The sequence below is a fragment of the Paraburkholderia sp. FT54 genome (assembly GCF_031585635.1).
Classification (GTDB): Bacteria; Pseudomonadota; Gammaproteobacteria; order Burkholderiales; family Burkholderiaceae; genus Paraburkholderia.
Map to the genome: position 1 here is coordinate 2,038,722 of NZ_CP134196.1, position 17,792 is coordinate 2,056,513.

The window sequence follows — 17,792 nt, forward strand, 5'->3', positions numbered from 1 at the left end:
GGCGCACCTAGCTCTTCAACGCGCTGGCGAACGCTTTCTGCGCGTCGTCGACCGACTGGTTCTTGTTCCAGAAGTTGGTGATGACGTCGATCAACGCGCCCTGAGTGTCAGGCGAGAGCAGCATTTCCGGATTCGGCAACTGACGCGACTTGTCCTTCATGATCGCAATGCCCTCCTTCGCGCAGATGTCGAGACTGCCGGCGTCCACGTCGGGACGAATCGGAATCGAGCCTTTCTTCGCGCTGAATGCGACTTGCGCGGCCGGCGAGGTCATCACCGTGGCCAGCAGATTTTGCGCCTTGATCGTGGTGGCGTTGTCCGTTTTCGGGAACACGAACACGTCGCCCGCGACCAGATACGGCGAATGCGGACCGAAACCGGGGAAACAGCCGAAGTCTTTGCCCGCGCTCTGGTTGGCCGCCGAGAATTCGCCCTTGGCCCAGTCGCCCATGATCTGCACGCCTGCTTTACCGGAAATCACCAGCGCGGTGGCGTCGTTCCAGTTGCGGCCGGGCGAGCCGCCATCGACGAAATCGTGCAGGCGCTTGAACGACGCCAGCACCTTCTTGAACGCGTCCGACTTCACGGCGTTCATGTCGCGGTCGCGGTACACCTTCATGTATAGATCGGCACCGCCCACGTCCGCCAGCACCGCGTCGAAGGTGATTTTCTCCTGCCAGGGCTGGCCGCCGAGCGCGAGCGGAATCACGCCCGTGGTTTTCAGCTTGCCGAGATCGGCGATGAACTCGTCATAGCTTTTCGGCTCGGCGGTGATACCTGCTTTCTGGAACACCGGCTTCGAGTAGAAGAACCATGCCGGCATATGAATATCGACGGGCGCGGCGTAGTAATGTCCCTTCACCTTGATGCTGTCGAGGATCGACTGCGGGAACACGCTGTTCCAGTTTTCCTTCGCTGCGACGTCGTCGACGTTGTTCAGCAGGCCCTGATCGATCAGGTCGTGAAACTGCTTGGACGTATTGAACTGTGCGGCCGTGGGTGGATCGCCACCCACGATCCGGTTGATCGCGGTGGAGCGCGCCTGATCGGCGCCGGCCACGGCATTGTCGACCCACTGGCCGCCGGCCTTGTTATACGCATCGGCAAACTGGCGAATCGCGGCCGACTCGCCGCCCGAGGTCCACCAGTGAATCACGTTGGCCTTCAAGGGCTCCGCCTGCGCGACGACGCCATACAACGCTAGTGTCGCAACCACGCCTCGCAAGACCGTTTTTTTGCTGTTCATTCCGTCTCCTCAAGATAGTCGCGCCAGGCCTGGCGCCCGTGCTTCCAAGTCGACATGCCAACCAGCTGCCATCCGCTATTCACCGCGTGCCTTGCGCTCCTTCAAGAATTTCGACACCAGCTCCGCACTGCGTTTGATCGTACGCTTCTGGCTAGCGTAGTCGACATGTACGATACCGAAGCGCCGCTCGTACCCGAAGGCCCATTCGAAGTTGTCCATCAGCGACCAGAGGAAATAGCCACGAATCTCCACGCCGGCTTTGATCGCCTCGTCGACCGCGGCGAGATGGCGCTTGAGAAACGAGATGCGCTGCGTGTCCTCTACACGGCCGTCGACCACCATGTCGTTCGAAGCCATGCCGTTTTCGGTGATGTAGATCGGCGGCAGGTTCGCGTACGTGGCCTTGAAGCCCGTCAGCAGATCGCGCAAGCCGTCCGGATACACTTCCCAACCCATCTGCGTGCGCTCCACGCCTTCGAGCGGCACGTCCCTGAAACCACGCGCGCCGTCGCTCGCGACATTCGTGCGGAAATAATAGTTGATGCCGAGGAAGTCCAGCGGCGCGGCAATGGTTTGCATGTCGCCGTCGAGCACCAGCGGTTCGGTGCCTGGCCACAACTCAAACAGATCTTCGGGGTAGCTGCCTTTGAGCAGCGGGTCGAGAATCCACGCGTTATGTTGCACCTCGAACAGATGCGCGGCACGCTGATCGGCGGCGCGTTCACTATTGGCCGTACCGCGTCCGATGTTGGCGACGATGCCCTTTTGCGAAGCCGGATCGTTGGCGCGCAGCACCGGCAACGCGAGACCGTGCGCCAGCAGCAGATGATGCATGGCCTGCGTGGCGTAACGTGCATCGGCAAGCCCCGGCGCGTGGTGGCCGTTGCCGTAGCCGAGATACGCCGAGCACCAGGGCTCGTTGAGCGTCGCCCACGCATCGACGCTGCCGGCCAGTTCGCGGCTCATCAGGCCGGCGTAGTCGGCGAAACGGTAAGCGGTATCGCGATTGAGCCAGCCGCCGCGATCTTCCAGATGCTGCGGCAAGTCCCAGTGATACAACGTGACGAAGGTCGTGATGCCCTTCTCTTTCAGCCGCGCCAGCAGGCGTTTGTAGAAGTCGAGGCCTGTGCGGTTCGGCGCGCCGGCCGCATCCATCACGCGCGGCCAGGCGATCGAGAGCCGATAGCCTTCGAGGCCGAGCCCGGCCAGCAGGTCGATGTCCGCTTCCCAGCGATGATAGTGATCGCAGGCCACCTCGCCGGTGTCGCCGGCCAGCACCTTGCCGGGCGTCGCCGAAAACGTGTCCCAGATGGACGGCAGGCGGCCGTCTTCGTTCACGGCGCCTTCGATCTGATACGAAGCCGTGGCCGCGCCGAGCAGAAAGTTCTTGCGCCACAGCGACGAGTCCGCGGGCGGGCTGAAAGGATCGGCGAGTGATTGGGAATGGGGAGAGAGAGCGTCGGATACAGCGGATGTGTCGTTTGCCACGGATTCTCCTGAGGTGGTTGAACCGGGTAGGTGGAAGCGCTTCCACATGACCAGCGAACGATAGCAGCGGCGGATTCGACGCAGCAATCAGGGTTTGTCTGGAGGGGCGCCGGCACGCGCGGCGCCGCCAGCGCGATGCAGCCTCATGGCTTCGACTTCAGATCGAACACACCGCCGTCATAGGCTTCGCAATAGGCTTTCCAATCCGCCACCACCTGCGCCTCGCACTGCGTCGCGATATCGACCAACGGCAACTGCCAGTCCTTGCGATTGCCGAACGCGATCAGATCGTCGGCGATCGACGACTTCTGCCGCCCACCGCTACGCAGATGCGCCCACGCGCTCAACTCGGCCATGCTATTGACCACCGCTTCGAGACGCGGCAGCTTGCCGTCCCAGTCGCTCAAGGCCACGCGGTCTTCCGAAGGCTGCAGGCTGCGCAGCACATACGAGCGCTGATTGAATTCGACCGCGTGCAGAAAGGCCTGCGACACGGCCTGATTGCGCCGCTGAATTTCGACGACGCGCTGCGCTTGCGTCTGCCACGTCGGCTGCGGCGTACTCAGGTGCGGCGTCACCGAAGAAGGCAGCGCCTCTTTCAGATCGATCAGATAGTTGCCGTCCGGCGAGCCCTTGCCTTCGACGAGGATCACGTAACGATCCACGCCGAGGCTCCCCGTGCCGGCAATCCGCCGTGCGACGTCGAGAATGCGGAAGAAGTCGGGATTGGGCTCGCCCGTGGCGAACTTCTGCATGAACTGTGTGATGGCGGCACGCTGCGCGTCGCTGACCGCCAGCGCTTTCTTGCCGTCCACCTTCAGCACACGTGTTTTGCCTTTGAGCGTGGTGCGCCGGTCCAGATGCACGACCCGCGTGCGGCTCGCGAGCGCGACGAACAGATCGCGCACCATGCCGGTCGCGGTTTCGCCTTCGATCCAGCGCGACTTGCCGTAGGCAAGCGCCGCGCCATACGCTTGCAGCGCGGTGTGGCAAAGCGCCAGCGCCTGCGCGCGGCTCAGTTTGAGATCGCTCGCGCCGACCAGCACGCTCGTTAAGAGACGCACCAGCTCGTAGAGATTCGGCGCGAGGCAGGCTTCGTCGAAGTCGTTGTTGTCGAAGTAGATCAGGCGATTATCGGCCTTGTAGCTGCCGAAATTTTCCAGATGCATGTCGCCGCAGATCCATACCGGCGGCGCATCGTCGAACACCTTGTCGCGCGGCAGACGTTCGTAAAACAGGTGGCACGTGCCGCGCAAAAACACGAACGGTGACGTGCGCATGGCCTTGTATTTCATCGCGAGCCGTTCGGGATCGCGACCGGCGTTGAAACTGGCGATGGTGCTGGCGATATCGAGCATGAATGTCCTTTGAATGTGAGGCTCAACGCAGCCTCAGCCATCGTTCAATGCGCGCGCATGGACTCCGCCAGCGCATGCAGATTGAGCGGCGTCACGCGAATCACGCCGCCGCGCGGACTGTCGATGTCGGCTGGCAGGAACACAATGGCTGCATCATAAGCGTCGCAGGCGAGGCGCGGATAGGTGCATGGCGCCGGTTGCCGCGCATGGGCTTCGGGCTAACGGCCGCTCATCCGGTAGCAACGGCCGGTCGCGCCCACCACGCGGGCGCGCGTCTAAGCCGTTTCCCGCGCGCCGAACTTCTTGCGATACGCACCGGGACTCGTCAATGCAATACGCCGAAAGTGCCGCCGCAACGATTCTTCGGAACTGAATCCCGCCAGTTCCGCGACGCGCGTCATCGGCAGCGGCGCCGGCGCTTCGAGCAGTTCGCGCGCGATGGCCACGCGTTCGCGCACGAGCCACTCATAAGGCGCCATGCCGGTGGCATCGTGAAACTGGCGCTGCAGCGTGCGCGGACTCATCGCCGCCCGCCCGGCGAGCGAGCGCAATGTATGCGGCAAGGCGGGATGACTGCGCACCCAGTCCATCAGTTTGGAGAGACGTCCGCTTTCGTCCTGCGGCATGGGACGCGGCACGAACTGCGCCTGGCCGCCCTCGCGATGCGGCGGCACCACGAGCCGCTGCGCGACCCGGTTCGCCACCGCGCTGCCGTGATCGCGCCGCACCAGATGCAGCAGCATGTCGAGCCCCGCCGCCGAGCCCGCGGAGGTGATGATCTGCCCTTCGTCGACATAGAGCGCGTCTGGCTGCACACGCAATTGCGGATAGCGCTGCTGCAATTTGCCGGCGTAACGCCAGTGCGTCGTGACGGTCTTGCCGTCGAGGACGCCCGCCGCAGCGAGAACGAACACGCCGGAGCAGATCGAACAGAGGCGCGCGCCGCGCGCGTAAGCGGCGCGGATCTTCCTCAGGAGCGGTTCGGGCGGCACTTCATCGGCATCGCGCCAGCCGGGAATGACGATGGTGTCGGCGCGCTCCAGCAGCTTGAGCGTGTAAGGCACCGCAAGAGTGATGCCGCCCGCCGCCCGGATCGGACCCGGCTCGCTTGCGCAGGCTGCGAAGCGATACCAGTCCACGCCGAGTTCAGGACGCTCGAGCGCGAACAGTTCGGTCACGCAGCCGAATTCGAAGGTGCAGAGCCGGTCGTAGGCGAGCGCGACGACGAGATGATTGTGCATGGCGCGATGTTACCGGAGATTGACGATTCCGCCACTTATCCCATGAGGCGCGCGACGCCACAATGAAGGCATCCGAATCGCGATCGCCAGACAATCCACCCACTACTCCTACCCGAACCTCACTTCACCATGCCGACCTTGAACGCCGTTACCGCCATTCCCGCCGCCGACAGCGCGGCCGCGCAAGCCCACTTCCAGGCCTCGCTGCAGTTCGAAACCGATTGCGCCGATGTCCACGACGCGCTCGCGACCGACGCGCCCGGCTTCGTGCTGCTGGACGTGCGCGGCCCCGCGCTGTTCGCGCAGGGCCACGTGCCGGGCGCGCTCAACCTGCCGCACGGCAAGATCGTGGCGTCGAAGCTCGCCGGCTATCCGCTGGAGACGCTCTTCGTCACGTACTGCGCGGGGCCGCACTGCAACGGCGCCGCACGCGGCGCGCTGCGCCTCGCTCAGTTGGGCCGGCCCGTCAAGCTGATGAGCGGCGGCGTCACCGGCTGGCTCGACGAAGGCTTCGCCCTCGCACAAGCAGCGCGCGCCGGCGAGACGGCCGAAGCCAATGGCTAACATACTGAAAATCAATTAAATAAAAGCCTCGAACTGTCGATAACATGTTCAGCCGCTTCCCTCCTGGCGGTTGGACTGAACATGCAGAGCTCATACAACCTTTGGCTGGTCACCATTTCATTCGTCGTGGCGGCGCTGGCGTCGTACACGGCGCTCGATCTGACCGGCCGCATTTTCCTGCTGGCGTCGCCCCGTCTGCGGCACGCCTGGCGGCTGGGCGGCGCCGCGGCGCTCGGCGTCGGCATCTGGTCGATGCACTTCATCGCCATGCTCGCCTTTTCGCTGCCGATTCCGCTCGGCTACGACTTCACGACGACAGCGGCGTCGCTCGCGCTCGCGATCGGCGCCTCCTATCTGGCCCTGTACGTCACGACTCATGAGCGGCTCACGGCGGGCCGCCTGCTGGCAGGCGGCGTGGTAATGGGACTCGGCATTGCCGGCATGCACTACACCGGCATGATGGCGATGCAAATGGCGCCGGGCATCCGCTATCAGCCGGCGTGGTTCGCGGGTTCGCTCGCGATCGCGATCGGCGCATCGACCGCCGCGCTGTGGATGGCCCGCGCGCTCAGCAACGACGACGCGCGCCACGTGGTGCGCAAGCGTCTGGCCGCGGCGCTGGTGATGGGCGTCGCGATCAGCGGCATGCACTACGCCGGCATGGCCGCCGCCGAGTTTGCGCCCGGCGCCATCTGCGGCGCGGCCAAAGGCGTGAACGCCACGTGGCTCGCGACCTCGGTGATCCTGCTCACCTTTGCCATTCTGATCGTCACGCTGATACTGTCGCGCTTCGATGCGCGCACCGCCTTTCTGATCGGCGCGGTGTCGAGGCTGAACAGCCAGATCCTACGGCTCGCCACGCTCGACACCCTGACCGGACTGCCGAACCGCAGCACGCTGAACGACCGCATCGAACGCGCGATCCTCAACGCGCGGCGGCAGCGCTCGCTGTTCGCGATCCTTTTCATGGACCTCGACGGCTTCAAGACCATCAACGATTCGCTCGGCCACTCGGCCGGCGACCAGGTCCTGACCGCGTTCGCGCAGCGCCTGCTGCTGTGCGTGCGCTCGAGCGACACCGTGGCGCGGCTGGGCGGCGACGAATTCGTGGTGTTGTCCGAGAACCTCGGCTCGCGCGAAGACGCCAGCGCGCTCGCCGAAGGCGTGCTCGAGCGCATGCGCCTCGGCGTGTGGACCGATTCACAGCCGCTGCAGGTGATGCCGAGCATCGGCATCGCCCTCTATCCGCACGACGGCGACACCGTCGAGACGTTGTTGAAGCACGCCGACGCGGCCATGTACGAGGCCAAACGCGCGGGCCGCAGCACCTATCGCTTCTTCGAACGCAGGATGAACGAGGCCGCCACGCGCACGCTGCAGATTCAGAACGCGTTGCACGACGCGCTCACCGCCGGCCATTTCTCGCTGCACTTCCAGCCGAAGTTTCACGGCAGCGGCAACTCGCTGGCAGGCGCCGAAGCGCTGATCCGCCTGCATCATCCGCAACTCGGCACACTGACGCCGCTCGAGTTCATTCCGATCGCCGAGCGCTCGGGACAGATCGTGCAGATCGGCTATTGGGTCGTGCGCGAAACGTGCCGGCACATTCGCCAGTGGGTTTCGCAAGGCCTGCCGTCGATGAAAGTAGCGATCAACCTCTCGCTGCGCCAGTTGCTGCAGCCAAAGCTCGTCGCGAGCATGCTCGAGATCGTCAAGGCCGAAGGCGTGGCCTGCGAGCAGATCATGTTCGAAATCACCGAAACCGTGGCCATGCAGGATGCGCCAAAAACCATCGAAATGATCCGCGAATTCCAGGCGAGCGGCTTCGAGATCGCGATCGACGACTTCGGCACCGGCTATTCGAGCCTCGCCTATCTGCAGCGTTTTCGCGTCAAGCAACTGAAGATCGACCGCTTCTTCACCAACGGCCTCGACGCGCACGGCCCGGAAGGCAGCGCGATCGTGTCGGCGATCATCGCGCTCGCGCACTCGCTGGAAATGGACGTGGTGGCCGAGGGCGTGGAAACCGAATCGCAACTCGACATGCTCAAGACGATGATGTGCGACGAGATGCAGGGTTTCCTGCTCGGCAAGCCGCTCAGCGCCGACGACTTCGGCGACCTGCTGCGGGAAAGAATGGTGGCCGCGTGAGCCTGACGCTCGTCTGACGGGCGCCGCGCCGCCTAGCCGGCCTTGCGCTCGTCGAATGCGCTATCGGCCACCGACACCAGATGCGGCGTCGCCGCCTGCGCCGCGTCGCGCTTGGTGAGCTTGCCGTCCACCGAGGCGCCGCAATCCATCCGCAACTGCTGGTAGCAGATGTTGCCGGTCACATGCGCGTTGCTCTGCAGCTCGACGAAATGATCGGCAATCACGTCGCCGACGATCCTGCCGTTGACCACCACGTCGTAGCCGTGCACGTTGCCTTCGATCGAGCCGCGGTCGCTCAGGACCAGCAGCGTCTGGCCGCCCGGCTCGCCGCTGACGTTGCCCTTCACATGGCCGTCCATGCGCAGGCCGTCGCTGAACTGCAGGTCGCCGGTGATCCGCACGTCGTGAGCGATCAGGGTGGCGAGCTTGGCCTGCTGGATGCCCACGGTTTTTTTCTTGTTGAACATAACGATTTCCTTGAAATGAGAAAAAGGGGCGTCGCGTCATGCCGGGCGCGGCGACGAGCCGGGGGGCGTGGCTGGTGCGGTTGCTGGTTTGCGGTGCTGGTTTGCGGGTTTGCCTGTTTCGCTTGGTTAGCGGCGCGGCGCTTTTTCGGCCACCGCCGCTGACCGGCCCTTGCTCTGGCCGCGCAAAAACTGCACTTCCGCATTGAGCCGTGCGACCTCGGCTGCCGCGCTGTCCGCCGCCGTCTGCACCGCGGCGCGCGCCGCCGACTCCTGCGCCAGGGCGAGCCGCGCGCGGGTCAACTCGGTCTGCTTCGTTGCTTCGTCGACGGGCGTTGGGGTGCATTGCTCCTGCGCCATATCGGCGCGCCTCGCCTGCCAGGCCGCGAACACCGCCGCGCCCGCGCAGGCGCACAACAGGCAGACCACGCCCCACACCGTCGCGCGAAAACGCAGCGAGCGCGCGGGTCGAAGCGTGTAGGCGCGATGGGTCAGACTGTCCGCGTCGCGCGAAAAATGTCGATCAACCATGAGGTGTGGGCGGAAAAAGCGCGAGATAGGCGAGCGGGTTGACCGGCGCGCCGTTGACGAGAACTTCGAAATGCAGATGCGGGCCGGTGGAGCGCCCGGTCGAGCCGACATCGGCGATGTATTGGCGCGGCAGCACCAGATCGCCGACATGCACGACAATGCGCGCCGCGTGGCCGTAGCGGGTCATGAGCCCGTTGCCATGATCGATTTCGACGGCGTCGCCGTAGCCCGATTTCTCGCCGGCGAAGACCACCCGGCCGCCCGCCGCCGCCAGAATCGGCGTGCCGGTTCTAGCCACCAGATCGAGGCCCGGATGAAAGCTCAAACGATGCGTGAAGGGATCCGTGCGGTTGCCGAACGGCGAGCCGAAGCGCGCGCCGTCGGCGGGCATGCGGCCGGGAAAGGCCGCGTATACGACGGCGTGATCGGCGGTCTGCCGCTCGAGCGCCGACAGGGTCGCGGCAATGCAATCGAGTTGCTGGCCGGTGCGCCCGGCATCGGCATGCCGGCCCAGTGACGGCGCGAGGTCGCTGCAGCGGCGCGGCGGCAAGGACGGGCCGCCCTCGCCTTCGCTGTCGGTGGCGGACGTATCGGTTTCGGACGCCGCAGACGCCGCACCCGGCGTGGCCGGCGCCACGGATGCGCGCAGCGCGGGCCGCGGCGTATTCAGGCGCGCTTCGAAATCGCGCAAGTCGCCGACCTGAGCCGTGAGGCGCGCGATGCGCGGCTCGATCTGCGCCACCGAGGCGTTCAGCTTGCCGAGTTGATCGATCGCATAGTCGTGCTCGACGCGGACCGCCGCCTGGTCGCCCGACCCGGTGCGCGCGGACCAGTGCGAGCCGATCACAAAGCCCGCCGCGAGCGCCAGCACTGCCGCGCCGCCCGCCGCGCTCAAGGCGAGCGCGAGCGCCGTGCGGCGCGTGACGAAGCTGACCGAACCGCTGGCAAGCCGACTGCCCGCATGAAACACGGAAGACATCAGCGGCGCCTCGCGCGCGATGGGCTCGCGTTGTGCGTCCGTACGGCTGCGGCGCAGCGCGGGTCCGCCACGGGCAGCGCTTTGAACGCGCCAGCCGTGCGACGTGTGCCGTGCGATGGCGAGCGGGACAGAAGATCGGCGAACAGGGCTAGCTGCATACGGCATCAACCGGATACAGACCGGTCGCGATAATGACAGAGGGCGCCGATTATCCCCTGGCATCACGAAGCATCATCTCAAATACAGGGAGATGAGGCGACGTGGCCCGCATGCCCTCTGTTTCGCCATGAGCGCCTGGCTCAAACCGAGGTTTCAGTCTCCTGCGACCCGCTCCGCTCCCGTTCAGCCAGCGCTTCCGGCCGTTCGATCAGGGCACCGCTGGCGCGCGTCATCGACATGCGCCGGCGCGGCTTGGCAAGTCCATCGCGAAAATGCTTGACTTCTGCCACAAGAAAACTAATATACGCACCGCGTACATCAACCCGCCATTCCCTCTGCCGACAGGTGCCCCATGAGCGTCCCGCAACAAGCCTTCCTACGCGATGCGATGCGTCGCCTGAACATGACGCGCGACACGTTCGCGAGCCGCATCGGCGTGTCGCGCCGCGCGCTCGACACGTGGCTGCTGCCGGACGACTCGCAGGAATCGCGGGCCATGCCGGAGATCGTCGAGCGCTTCGTGTCGGAAATCGTGGTCCACGGGGAGCCGGGCGAAAAATATACGCAAAGCGTAGACTCGCAGTCGCTTGCCAGCCAGATGCTGTTCGAGGGCAAGCCGCAGTTGCTGTCGGTGGATCAATTCTCGCGCGACTCGGTGGAGGCGCTGTTTCGCGTGGCCGACATCATGCAGCCGATCGCACGGCGCCGCAAAATCTCCCGCGTGCTGGAAGGCGCGGTACTCGGCAATCTGTTCTTCGAGGCCAGCACGCGCACCCGCGTGAGCTTCGGCGCCGCGTTCTGCCGGCTGGGCGGCTCGGTGTGCGACACCACCGGCTTCACGTTTTCGTCGATGGCCAAGGGCGAGTCGATCTACGACACCAGCCGCGTGATGAGCGGCTACGTGGACGCGCTGGTGATCCGCCATCCGGAGCAAGGCTCGGTGGCCGAATTCGCGCGCGCCACCAACGTGCCGGTGATCAACGGCGGTGACGGTCCGGGCGAACACCCGAGCCAGGCGCTGCTCGATCTGTACACGATTCAGCGCGAGTTCTCGCGCCTGGGCAAGATCGTCGACGGCGCGCATATCGCGCTGGTCGGCGACCTCAAATACGGGCGCACCGTGCACTCGCTGGTCAAGCTGCTGGCGCTGCACCGCGGCATCAAATTCACGCTGATCTCGCCGCCCATGCTTGAAATGCCGAGCTACATCATCGAGCAGATTTCGCGCAACGATCACGTGATCGAGCAGACCACCGATCTGACCGCCGGGCTGCGCGGCGCCGACGTGGTGTACGCCACGCGCATTCAGAAGGAGCGCTTCACCGACGAATCGTTCGAAGGCTACACGCCGGATTTCCAGATCAATCAGGCGCTGGTGGATAGCGTGTGCGGCGCCGATACGCTGATCATGCATCCGCTGCCGCGCGACAGCCGGCCGGGCGCAAACGATCTGAGCGTGGACCTGAATCACGATTCACGGCTGGCGATTTTCCGGCAAACCGACAACGGCATTCCGGTGCGGATGGCGATTTTCGCGGTGCTGCTGGGCGTCGAGAAACTGGTCCAGCATTCCATGCGCGATGCGGCGTGGCGCCCGCCCGCCTATCTCGGCCCGGACGATGCGGTGTTTCACGGCATCGATTGACGGATCAGTGGGCGGCGTGATGAAACCGCCCCGCAGCGCGCGGCACAGCCTCAGGCCGCGGCGCTCCCATTGCGCTTGAACGTCCCGGCGAAAAACAGCACCTGGTACTGCACGGCGTTGGCCCAGTACTTCCAGGTGTGGCCGCCGGGCCGCTCCGCGTAGTCGTGCGGCACGCCGAGTTCGACCAGCCGCTCATGCAGCGTCCGGTTCGATTGCACCAGCGAGTCGTTGACCCCGCAATCGATCGTGAGCGCGATATGCGCGTTGCTGAAATTGCGCGCGTTCTCGACGATCGCCTCGTTGTTCCAGAAGTCGGCATGCCGCATCGGATCGCCGAATACCTGGTCGATGCCCGGCTCATCTTCACAACCACGCGGATCCACCGCGCCGCTGATGCTGCCCGCGGCGCCGAACTCTTCCGGCCGGTCCAGCGCGATATGCAAGGCGCCGAAACCGCCCATGCTCAAGCCGGTAATGGCGCGCGCCTGGCGCGTCGCGATCGTGCGGAAATGCGCGTCGACGTAGCTCACCACCTCCGTGCCTACATAGGTTTCGTACCGGCTGTGCGGATCGACAGGACTGTCGATGTACCAGCTTTCGTGGCCACCGTCGGGCATCACGAGTATCACGTGATAGCGGTCGGCCAGCTTGCCGATCTGCGAATTCGAAGTCCAGTCGGTGTAGTCGCCGCCCGAGCCGTGCAGCAGATAGACGACGGGAAAACGATCAGCCGCTTTGCCGCGCGCATATTGATCGGGCAGCACGACCGTCGCTTCGAGCGACTTATGCATGGCCGCGCTCGGAATGGTGACGACCCGCGACTGAAACGCCCACGCAGGCGTCGTACAGAGCAGTGTAAGAATGAGCCAGAACGCACGAGCTTTATTCATGGTGTGTCGCTCTTCCCTTTCCAGGAGTCCGAAGAACACTTCCGGCATACGGCGGCAAAATTCTGTCGACGACTCTAGCAATGGCGACTTACAACCAAATTTCAGCGAAACATACGATCCCGTCAGCATGCAGCGGAACTTCGACTTTTCGCAATGCGACGCCACCGTCGTTTCATGCTTTCGAAGTCGATGTTCTGGCCATTGAAAATTAGCGCGGAGCCGCGACCGAAGTACGAAGTACGAAGTACGTGTAATCCGACGCACGTCAAGGTGCCTGCCATCGCTGCTCACAAGGGTCGCGCCTCAATAACCTCACCAAGGCGATTGCAGATTCATGTAATAGCCGTCCTGCACCACGCCGGCTATGATCAGGAAGCTGGCACTACGATCCGTCCAATTCAGTCACCGCGGTCCGGGGGTCGTGATGCGGGCAAAAGTTCTCCACAAGCGCGCCAGGCTAAACGTTCAGGCGTTGCGGCACTTCTTCATAGAAATCTCGCGCTCGTTTGGAAATCAACTGCGGCAGAAGTTCCAGAAGTTGATCGTGGTATGAACCAGGTTCTCAATGCGTAGTGCAGATTTGAAATTGTCCGGCGCTCAGCCCTGCAATCGTAGCCGCCATTCATGCTCACGGTGGTGTCCCGCAGGCCCATTCGGACCGACCGTGCGATGCGTACCGGTTGAGGCAAACGTCGCCCACCAATGGCGACTCGTTGGGAACACATTCATGAGATCAACGACGTGCGAACGCCGCGTCCGTGCGATGTACGCCATGGCGCGCGAGCTGGGTACGGCGCAGACGGCCGGGCAGATCATCGAGATCGGCACCCGATACGTCGCCGAAGGCTTCCAGGTCCGCGCCGCGATCCTCTTGCCCGACTGTGCGGAGAAGCTGCAGCAGAAGATCGAAGAGGCAACGCCCATCGCGATGTCCAACGAACGGGCGCTCGACCCGGACATCGCGCAGCGGGTCTACGACCAGCACAAAACTGTTGGACGCAGCATCGATCCGCTGCCTGTGACGGACGTGCTGTACTTGCCGCTGAAGGCGCCGATATGCACTCGCGGCGTGCTCGCGCTGGTCCCGGAGGAGGTCTGCGCACTAGCGAGTCCCGAGCAGCAGCGGACGCTCGATGCTTTCACCGCACAGATCGCCCTCGCGCTTGAACGGGTCCACTACATGGAGACTGCACAGGATGCACTTGTCAGCATGGCGTCGGAGCGGCTTCGCAATTCATTGCTGTCGGCAATCTCACATGACCTGCGCACACCGCTAACCGCAATCGTCGGGTTCGCGTCGATGCTTGCCCAACAGGATAAAGGGAGAAAGTCGGCAAGAGCGAACATGGGACTTGTCGACGCGATCTACGAGGAAGCGCTACGCATGACCGGCCTCGTCACCAACCTCCTCGAAATGACGCGACTCGAAGCCGGCGGCGTGCGCCTTAGCCGGCAGTGGCTGATGCTCGAAGAGGTGGTCGGCGCGGCGCTCGGCGCATGCCGGCGAATGCTAGGCAACCGTCCGGTGCAGGTGCAGGCGTCGCCGGAACTCCCGCTTCTGCAACTCGAAGCGGTACTGATGGAACGGCTCTTTGCGAATCTCCTTGAGAACGCCGCGAAGTACACGCCTCCGTGCACGCCACTTAAGATCAGCGCGACGACGGTCCATGAAGATGACCGGAAATACGTGAAGGTCTGTGTCGACGACAGCGGACCAGGGCTGCCGACGGGCATGGAGGCGCGCGTGTTCGACAAGTTCACGCGCGGCGAGAAAGAGTTCGCCAAGCCGGGAATAGGTCTCGGCCTCGCGATCTGCCGGGTGATCGTGGATGCACACGATGGGACCATCGGTGCCGAAAATCGTATCGATGGCAGCGGCGACGTGATCGGCGCACGCTTCTGGTTCACGTTGCCGGCAGACGAGGTCCCTCCGACCGGGGCGCCACCGTCCGAGCTATGAGCAAGCCGCTTGCGAGCAACGGCAACACCTCCTGCTCACGAGGCGTCAGCGATTGATAGAGCCCGGAGCGTGGCCGCATCCTCGACCTCCCTGTGAAAAATGCGTGCCCTGGCGAGTGCCGCATCGACCGCGCGGCACAATCGTGCGCGTCGCAGCGGTCCAGTCCATCGCCAACATCAGCTCATGTCCTTCACACGTAGAAAAGCGTTCGCCGCGACCAATAGACCCGCGTCATGTTCTCGAAGCGTCGCCTCCACTTCATCGAATGCCTCCTTCAACTCGCTTCGCCCCGCCTTCGTCGAATTTCCGCTACCGCGGATGAGTTCGGCCTCGTTTTTCAACCGTTTCACAAGCTTCGCCGCGCAGCGGCTGTCAAGGACCGCGGTTCGGACAAAGCCGTTGATCTGGCCTATCAGCGCGGACAGCGTCGCTTCGGTCGATTGATTCAAGCGCTCGTCCACGTCAGGAAGCGGTCGCTCTTTCATCTTGATTCTCCGGTTAGCACTGGGATTGAACGCACCGAGATACTGCGCCCCGGAATCGTTACGGCGGACACTGCGCCTGCGCAAGATCGTCAGACGGATTGCCAATTTCTTCGGAGGCGATGTTTCGATTTTCTGGGTCGGCTATTGCGCGCTTTGATCAAGCGCCACAGAAACAACATATATCGTTGCGCCCGTCCGAGACATTGCATATTTATGTAACCCGAATCATGTCAGTTCGACCGACCTTGCTCAACAAGCGTCCGGCGTGCCTCGCTGGATCGATACCAGATTCATGTAGTAGCCGTCTCTCGCCTCGCCAACTATCATCAAGTACCCGGTACTCTGAACCGTTCAATCCGATCACTGCGGCGTGGCGATTGCACTGCGGACCCAGATGTGGACGCGGACCTGATCGCCGTCCCGCGCGGGCAATTCACGGCAAACAATTAAACAATTTCTCCTGGAGAGATAGTATGGTTTCGAAAGTGCTAGTGGCTGTTCTTCTTGTTGCTTGCGCCGCTGTGACTGCGCAGGGAGCGGCGGCGCAGGTGGTGGGCCAGCAGCCGATAGGAATTACGGTGGTGGAAGCGGATGCTATCCTTGCGGGGTGGAGTGTCAAGCGTTCGATCCTACGCAAGCCTGTATTCAACGAGAATGCCGATAAAATAGGCACGGTCTACGATATCGTCGTCGCGCCGGACAAGTCGATTTCGTATGCCATCATCGACGCACAAGAATTCATCGGGATACCTCATCATGATGTGGCGGTTCCCGTCGATCAACTGAATTTCGTCGATGGCAAGCTTGTTTTGCCTGGGGCGACGCGTGACGCGCTCAAAGCAATGCCTGCGTTTCAATACGCGAGACTACCTGCGATACCGAAGCCACGAGATGTAAACCAGCATCAGTGATATCTACCAGCGTGGATGTCAGGCCGGAGAATAACTGCCCGAGGATCGGAAAGGCAGCACGGTTGCGCCATGGGTAATCCCGACCACCGGGGAGTTCCCGCTCCCGCAGCACATGCCCGAACCGCTGGAGTTGCAAGAACATGAAACTGTGGATCAGCAATCTGCCGCCCGACAAGAGCGACGAGGACGTCCGCGCGTTCGTGCGGAAATACACACAGGTCGAAATCGACGCAATGACTCGCATTGACGGCGATGGGTCACGCCCGGGCGTACTGATTGAAATCGGCGGAGCTACTCAGTTGATGCTATCAGGCATGCAAACGCGCTTGAACCAGATGTATTGGGATCAACATGAGCTGACCGTGCACATCATGTCTTTCTCGGACCAAGGCTAGGGGTCGGACGAAATGCGGTGTTCGCGCAACGTCGCAGAGAAGGTCGGCTTGGCGTCCCTTGACGAATTCGATCAAACTACTTTTCCAAAGGGAAAGACAATGCTTATCTTGAAGATCGCGCTGGCGGCGACGCTGACTGTGGCCGGCCCGCCTCTCCTCGCAGCCGCGTGTTTGTGGTGCACCGGCACGATTCGACGAGTGGCGATGACCGCCAGACGTGTCGATTGACAAGCGTCTTGTTCCGCAACGCACCCGCCCTAGCCAAGCCGGCGGACGTTTTTGCAGCGTCTTCGAAAATCCAATAGGTTGCCCTTCGAAGACTGCACCACTCCCACCATACCGCGCGCACAGCGGCTCGACGCATTGATTACCGCCAATCGACAGCGTCCCCCACAGCAACAGCCTAACGGCCGCGGCCTGCTGGCGCATGATCCCGTCAATCAGAGGCGGGTCGAGCAACGATTCGACAAACTCCTGCGACTGGCATCTGCCTGCGTTTTCATCTAACAATCCCGACGAATATAATTGTTCTGTCGACACAAACGCGCGCACTCTGGTCGGACTAGTGAGCAAAATGCAGCTCGAAACATCGTAGATAACCACGTTCGGTGCCCGGCGCTATTCTTTGTTGGACTCAATGACCCGGAGTAAATAATGCCCACGCCTCCGGTTCGAACCGTTGCCGTGATCGATGATGACCGACGCGTGCTGACGTCTCTGGCGAACCTGCTGGCCTCTGGCGGGTATGAAACACGAGTCTACGAATCTGCACTGGATTTTTTGTCCGATGACTACTCGGGTCTGGTATGCGTTGTTACCGACCTGGGAATGCGACCCATTGACGGCATGCAAGTGCTCGAGAGAGTAGCCCATTCTGGCGCAGCAGTGCCCGTCATCATTATCACAGGCAAACCGGGCGTGCATACGGAAGACTACTATCTGCAGAGAGGCGCATTGGGATTCTTCACCAAGCCCATCGACGGGGAAGCGCTGCTGGACCTGCTGAATAGCATCGCTTGAACTTGTTGGTATTTAAAGTAAGCCGTGAGTTGAACAAGACAATTGCAGACGTATTGCTCACGCTTGCAATTGAAATATTGGCGCCCCGTCGATGACAAGGCCGTCTCGTCGTCTTGCCGCTCGAAGTTATCGGTATCGACAACCGGAATCGGGCGGGCGGAAGCTTGTTCCAGAAAAGCGCTTTTGCCTCTCCGCCTTTTGACCAGACTTCGCGCCGGTATCTTTTTCGCCGAAGCGACCGCCGCAGCACTTGACCCCATCCCAGTGGCAGTCAGCGCCGCATGAGCGCCGATGGCGCCGCGGTC

Annotated in this window: 15 protein-coding genes and 1 pseudogene; 7 read left to right on the plus strand and 9 right to left on the minus strand. The window is 63.0% G+C overall.

Annotation, left to right across the window (positions count from 1 at the left end):
- Window positions 1–7: 7 nt before the first annotated feature.
- From RI103_RS28685 to ftrA, 4 genes are all read right to left on the minus strand, one after another.
- Entirely contained in the window at window positions 8–1,246 is a 1,239-nt protein-coding gene (locus RI103_RS28685) for an ABC transporter substrate-binding protein (RefSeq protein WP_310815927.1), read from the minus strand.
- A gap of 75 nt (window positions 1,247–1,321) precedes the next feature.
- Complete coding sequence (locus RI103_RS28690; protein WP_310815929.1) at window positions 1,322–2,734, minus strand: GH1 family beta-glucosidase; 1,413 nt, start codon at window positions 2,732–2,734, stop codon at window positions 1,322–1,324.
- A 143-nt stretch (window positions 2,735–2,877) separates the two neighbouring features.
- Window positions 2,878–4,092: a DUF2252 domain-containing protein gene (locus RI103_RS28695; RefSeq protein WP_310815931.1), complete on the minus strand. Its 1,215-nt coding sequence runs from the start codon at window positions 4,090–4,092 to the stop codon at window positions 2,878–2,880.
- A gap of 275 nt (window positions 4,093–4,367) precedes the next feature.
- Window positions 4,368–5,333, minus strand: coding sequence for a transcriptional regulator FtrA (gene ftrA, locus RI103_RS28700; RefSeq protein WP_310815932.1), 966 nt, complete (start codon window positions 5,331–5,333; stop codon window positions 4,368–4,370).
- 129 nt (window positions 5,334–5,462) lie between these two features.
- On the opposite strand from ftrA, the gene RI103_RS28705 reads away from it, so the two are divergent.
- A complete protein-coding gene (locus RI103_RS28705) occupies window positions 5,463–5,897 on the plus strand; it encodes a rhodanese-like domain-containing protein (protein ID WP_310815933.1) in 435 nt (144 codons plus the stop codon).
- A gap of 81 nt (window positions 5,898–5,978) precedes the next feature.
- Window positions 5,979–8,048, plus strand: coding sequence for an EAL domain-containing protein (locus RI103_RS28710; RefSeq protein ID WP_310815935.1), 2,070 nt, complete (start codon window positions 5,979–5,981; stop codon window positions 8,046–8,048).
- 32 nt (window positions 8,049–8,080) lie between these two features.
- On the opposite strand, the gene RI103_RS28715 is transcribed toward RI103_RS28710, so the two are convergent.
- From RI103_RS28715 to RI103_RS28725, 3 genes are all read right to left on the minus strand, one after another.
- Entirely contained in the window at window positions 8,081–8,515 is a 435-nt protein-coding gene (locus RI103_RS28715) for a polymer-forming cytoskeletal protein (protein ID WP_310815937.1), read from the minus strand.
- Window positions 8,516–8,641: 126 nt separating this feature from the next.
- Window positions 8,642–9,043 carry a hypothetical protein gene (locus tag RI103_RS28720; RefSeq protein ID WP_310815938.1) on the minus strand — a complete coding sequence of 134 codons (402 nt, stop codon included), beginning with the start codon at window positions 9,041–9,043 and terminating at the stop codon, window positions 8,642–8,644.
- Window positions 9,036–10,022 (minus strand): M23 family metallopeptidase, encoded by a 987-nt coding sequence (locus tag RI103_RS28725; RefSeq protein ID WP_310815940.1) that lies wholly within the window; start codon window positions 10,020–10,022, stop codon window positions 9,036–9,038. Before RI103_RS28725 ends, RI103_RS28720 begins: the two co-directional genes overlap by 8 nt.
- 511 nt (window positions 10,023–10,533) lie before the next feature.
- Here RI103_RS28725 and RI103_RS28730 point away from each other — a divergent pair.
- Window positions 10,534–11,826: an aspartate carbamoyltransferase gene (locus RI103_RS28730; RefSeq protein ID WP_310815942.1), complete on the plus strand. Its 1,293-nt coding sequence runs from the start codon at window positions 10,534–10,536 to the stop codon at window positions 11,824–11,826.
- 50 nt (window positions 11,827–11,876) lie between these two features.
- Here RI103_RS28730 and RI103_RS28735 read toward each other — a convergent pair whose 3' ends face one another.
- Window positions 11,877–12,716, minus strand: a complete 840-nt coding sequence (locus tag RI103_RS28735) for an alpha/beta hydrolase family protein (protein ID WP_310815943.1) — start codon at window positions 12,714–12,716, stop codon at window positions 11,877–11,879.
- Window positions 12,717–13,461: 745 nt separating this feature from the next.
- Here RI103_RS28735 and RI103_RS28740 point away from each other — a divergent pair.
- Window positions 13,462–14,676: pseudogene (locus RI103_RS28740) on the plus strand (ATP-binding protein); the annotation flags it as partial.
- 176 nt (window positions 14,677–14,852) lie between these two features.
- Here the strand turns inward: RI103_RS28740 and RI103_RS28745 are convergent.
- Window positions 14,853–15,161 carry a hypothetical protein gene (locus RI103_RS28745; RefSeq protein ID WP_310815945.1) on the minus strand — a complete coding sequence of 103 codons (309 nt, stop codon included), beginning with the start codon at window positions 15,159–15,161 and terminating at the stop codon, window positions 14,853–14,855.
- A gap of 473 nt (window positions 15,162–15,634) precedes the next feature.
- Here RI103_RS28745 and RI103_RS28750 point away from each other — a divergent pair, with 473 nt between their 5' ends.
- The 3 genes from RI103_RS28750 to RI103_RS28760 all read left to right on the plus strand — a co-directional run bounded on the left by RI103_RS28750 (window position 15,635) and on the right by RI103_RS28760 (window position 17,487).
- A complete protein-coding gene (locus RI103_RS28750; RefSeq protein ID WP_310815946.1) occupies window positions 15,635–16,072 on the plus strand; it encodes a PRC-barrel domain-containing protein in 438 nt (145 codons plus the stop codon).
- Window positions 16,073–16,212: 140 nt separating this feature from the next.
- Entirely contained in the window at window positions 16,213–16,467 is a 255-nt protein-coding gene (locus RI103_RS28755) for an RNA-binding protein (RefSeq protein WP_310815947.1), read from the plus strand.
- Window positions 16,468–17,121: 654 nt separating this feature from the next.
- Window positions 17,122–17,487, plus strand: a complete 366-nt coding sequence (locus RI103_RS28760; RefSeq protein WP_310815948.1) for a response regulator — start codon at window positions 17,122–17,124, stop codon at window positions 17,485–17,487.
- Window positions 17,488–17,792 lie beyond the last annotated feature (305 nt).

Excerpts from the sequence above, each read along its gene's own strand:
- RI103_RS28685 (WP_310815927.1), bottom strand. The coding sequence starts at position 1,246 with ATGAACAGCAAAAAAACGGTCTTGCGAGGCGTGGTTGCGACACTAGCG.
- RI103_RS28695 (WP_310815931.1), bottom strand. The coding sequence starts at position 4,092 with ATGCTCGATATCGCCAGCACCATCGCCAGTTTCAACGCCGGTCGCGAT.
- ftrA (WP_310815932.1), bottom strand. The coding sequence starts at position 5,333 with ATGCACAATCATCTCGTCGTCGCGCTCGCCTACGACCGGCTCTGCACC.
- RI103_RS28705 (WP_310815933.1), top strand. The coding sequence starts at position 5,463 with ATGCCGACCTTGAACGCCGTTACCGCCATTCCCGCCGCCGACAGCGCG.
- RI103_RS28710 (WP_310815935.1), top strand. The coding sequence starts at position 5,979 with ATGCAGAGCTCATACAACCTTTGGCTGGTCACCATTTCATTCGTCGTG.
- RI103_RS28715 (WP_310815937.1), bottom strand. The coding sequence starts at position 8,515 with ATGTTCAACAAGAAAAAAACCGTGGGCATCCAGCAGGCCAAGCTCGCC.
- RI103_RS28720 (WP_310815938.1), bottom strand. The coding sequence starts at position 9,043 with ATGGTTGATCGACATTTTTCGCGCGACGCGGACAGTCTGACCCATCGC.
- RI103_RS28725 (WP_310815940.1), bottom strand. The coding sequence starts at position 10,022 with ATGTCTTCCGTGTTTCATGCGGGCAGTCGGCTTGCCAGCGGTTCGGTC.
- RI103_RS28730 (WP_310815942.1), top strand. The coding sequence starts at position 10,534 with ATGAGCGTCCCGCAACAAGCCTTCCTACGCGATGCGATGCGTCGCCTG.
- RI103_RS28735 (WP_310815943.1), bottom strand. The coding sequence starts at position 12,716 with ATGAATAAAGCTCGTGCGTTCTGGCTCATTCTTACACTGCTCTGTACG.
- RI103_RS28745 (WP_310815945.1), bottom strand. The coding sequence starts at position 15,161 with ATGAAAGAGCGACCGCTTCCTGACGTGGACGAGCGCTTGAATCAATCG.
- RI103_RS28750 (WP_310815946.1), top strand. The coding sequence starts at position 15,635 with ATGGTTTCGAAAGTGCTAGTGGCTGTTCTTCTTGTTGCTTGCGCCGCT.
- RI103_RS28755 (WP_310815947.1), top strand. The coding sequence starts at position 16,213 with ATGAAACTGTGGATCAGCAATCTGCCGCCCGACAAGAGCGACGAGGAC.
- RI103_RS28760 (WP_310815948.1), top strand. The coding sequence starts at position 17,122 with ATGCCCACGCCTCCGGTTCGAACCGTTGCCGTGATCGATGATGACCGA.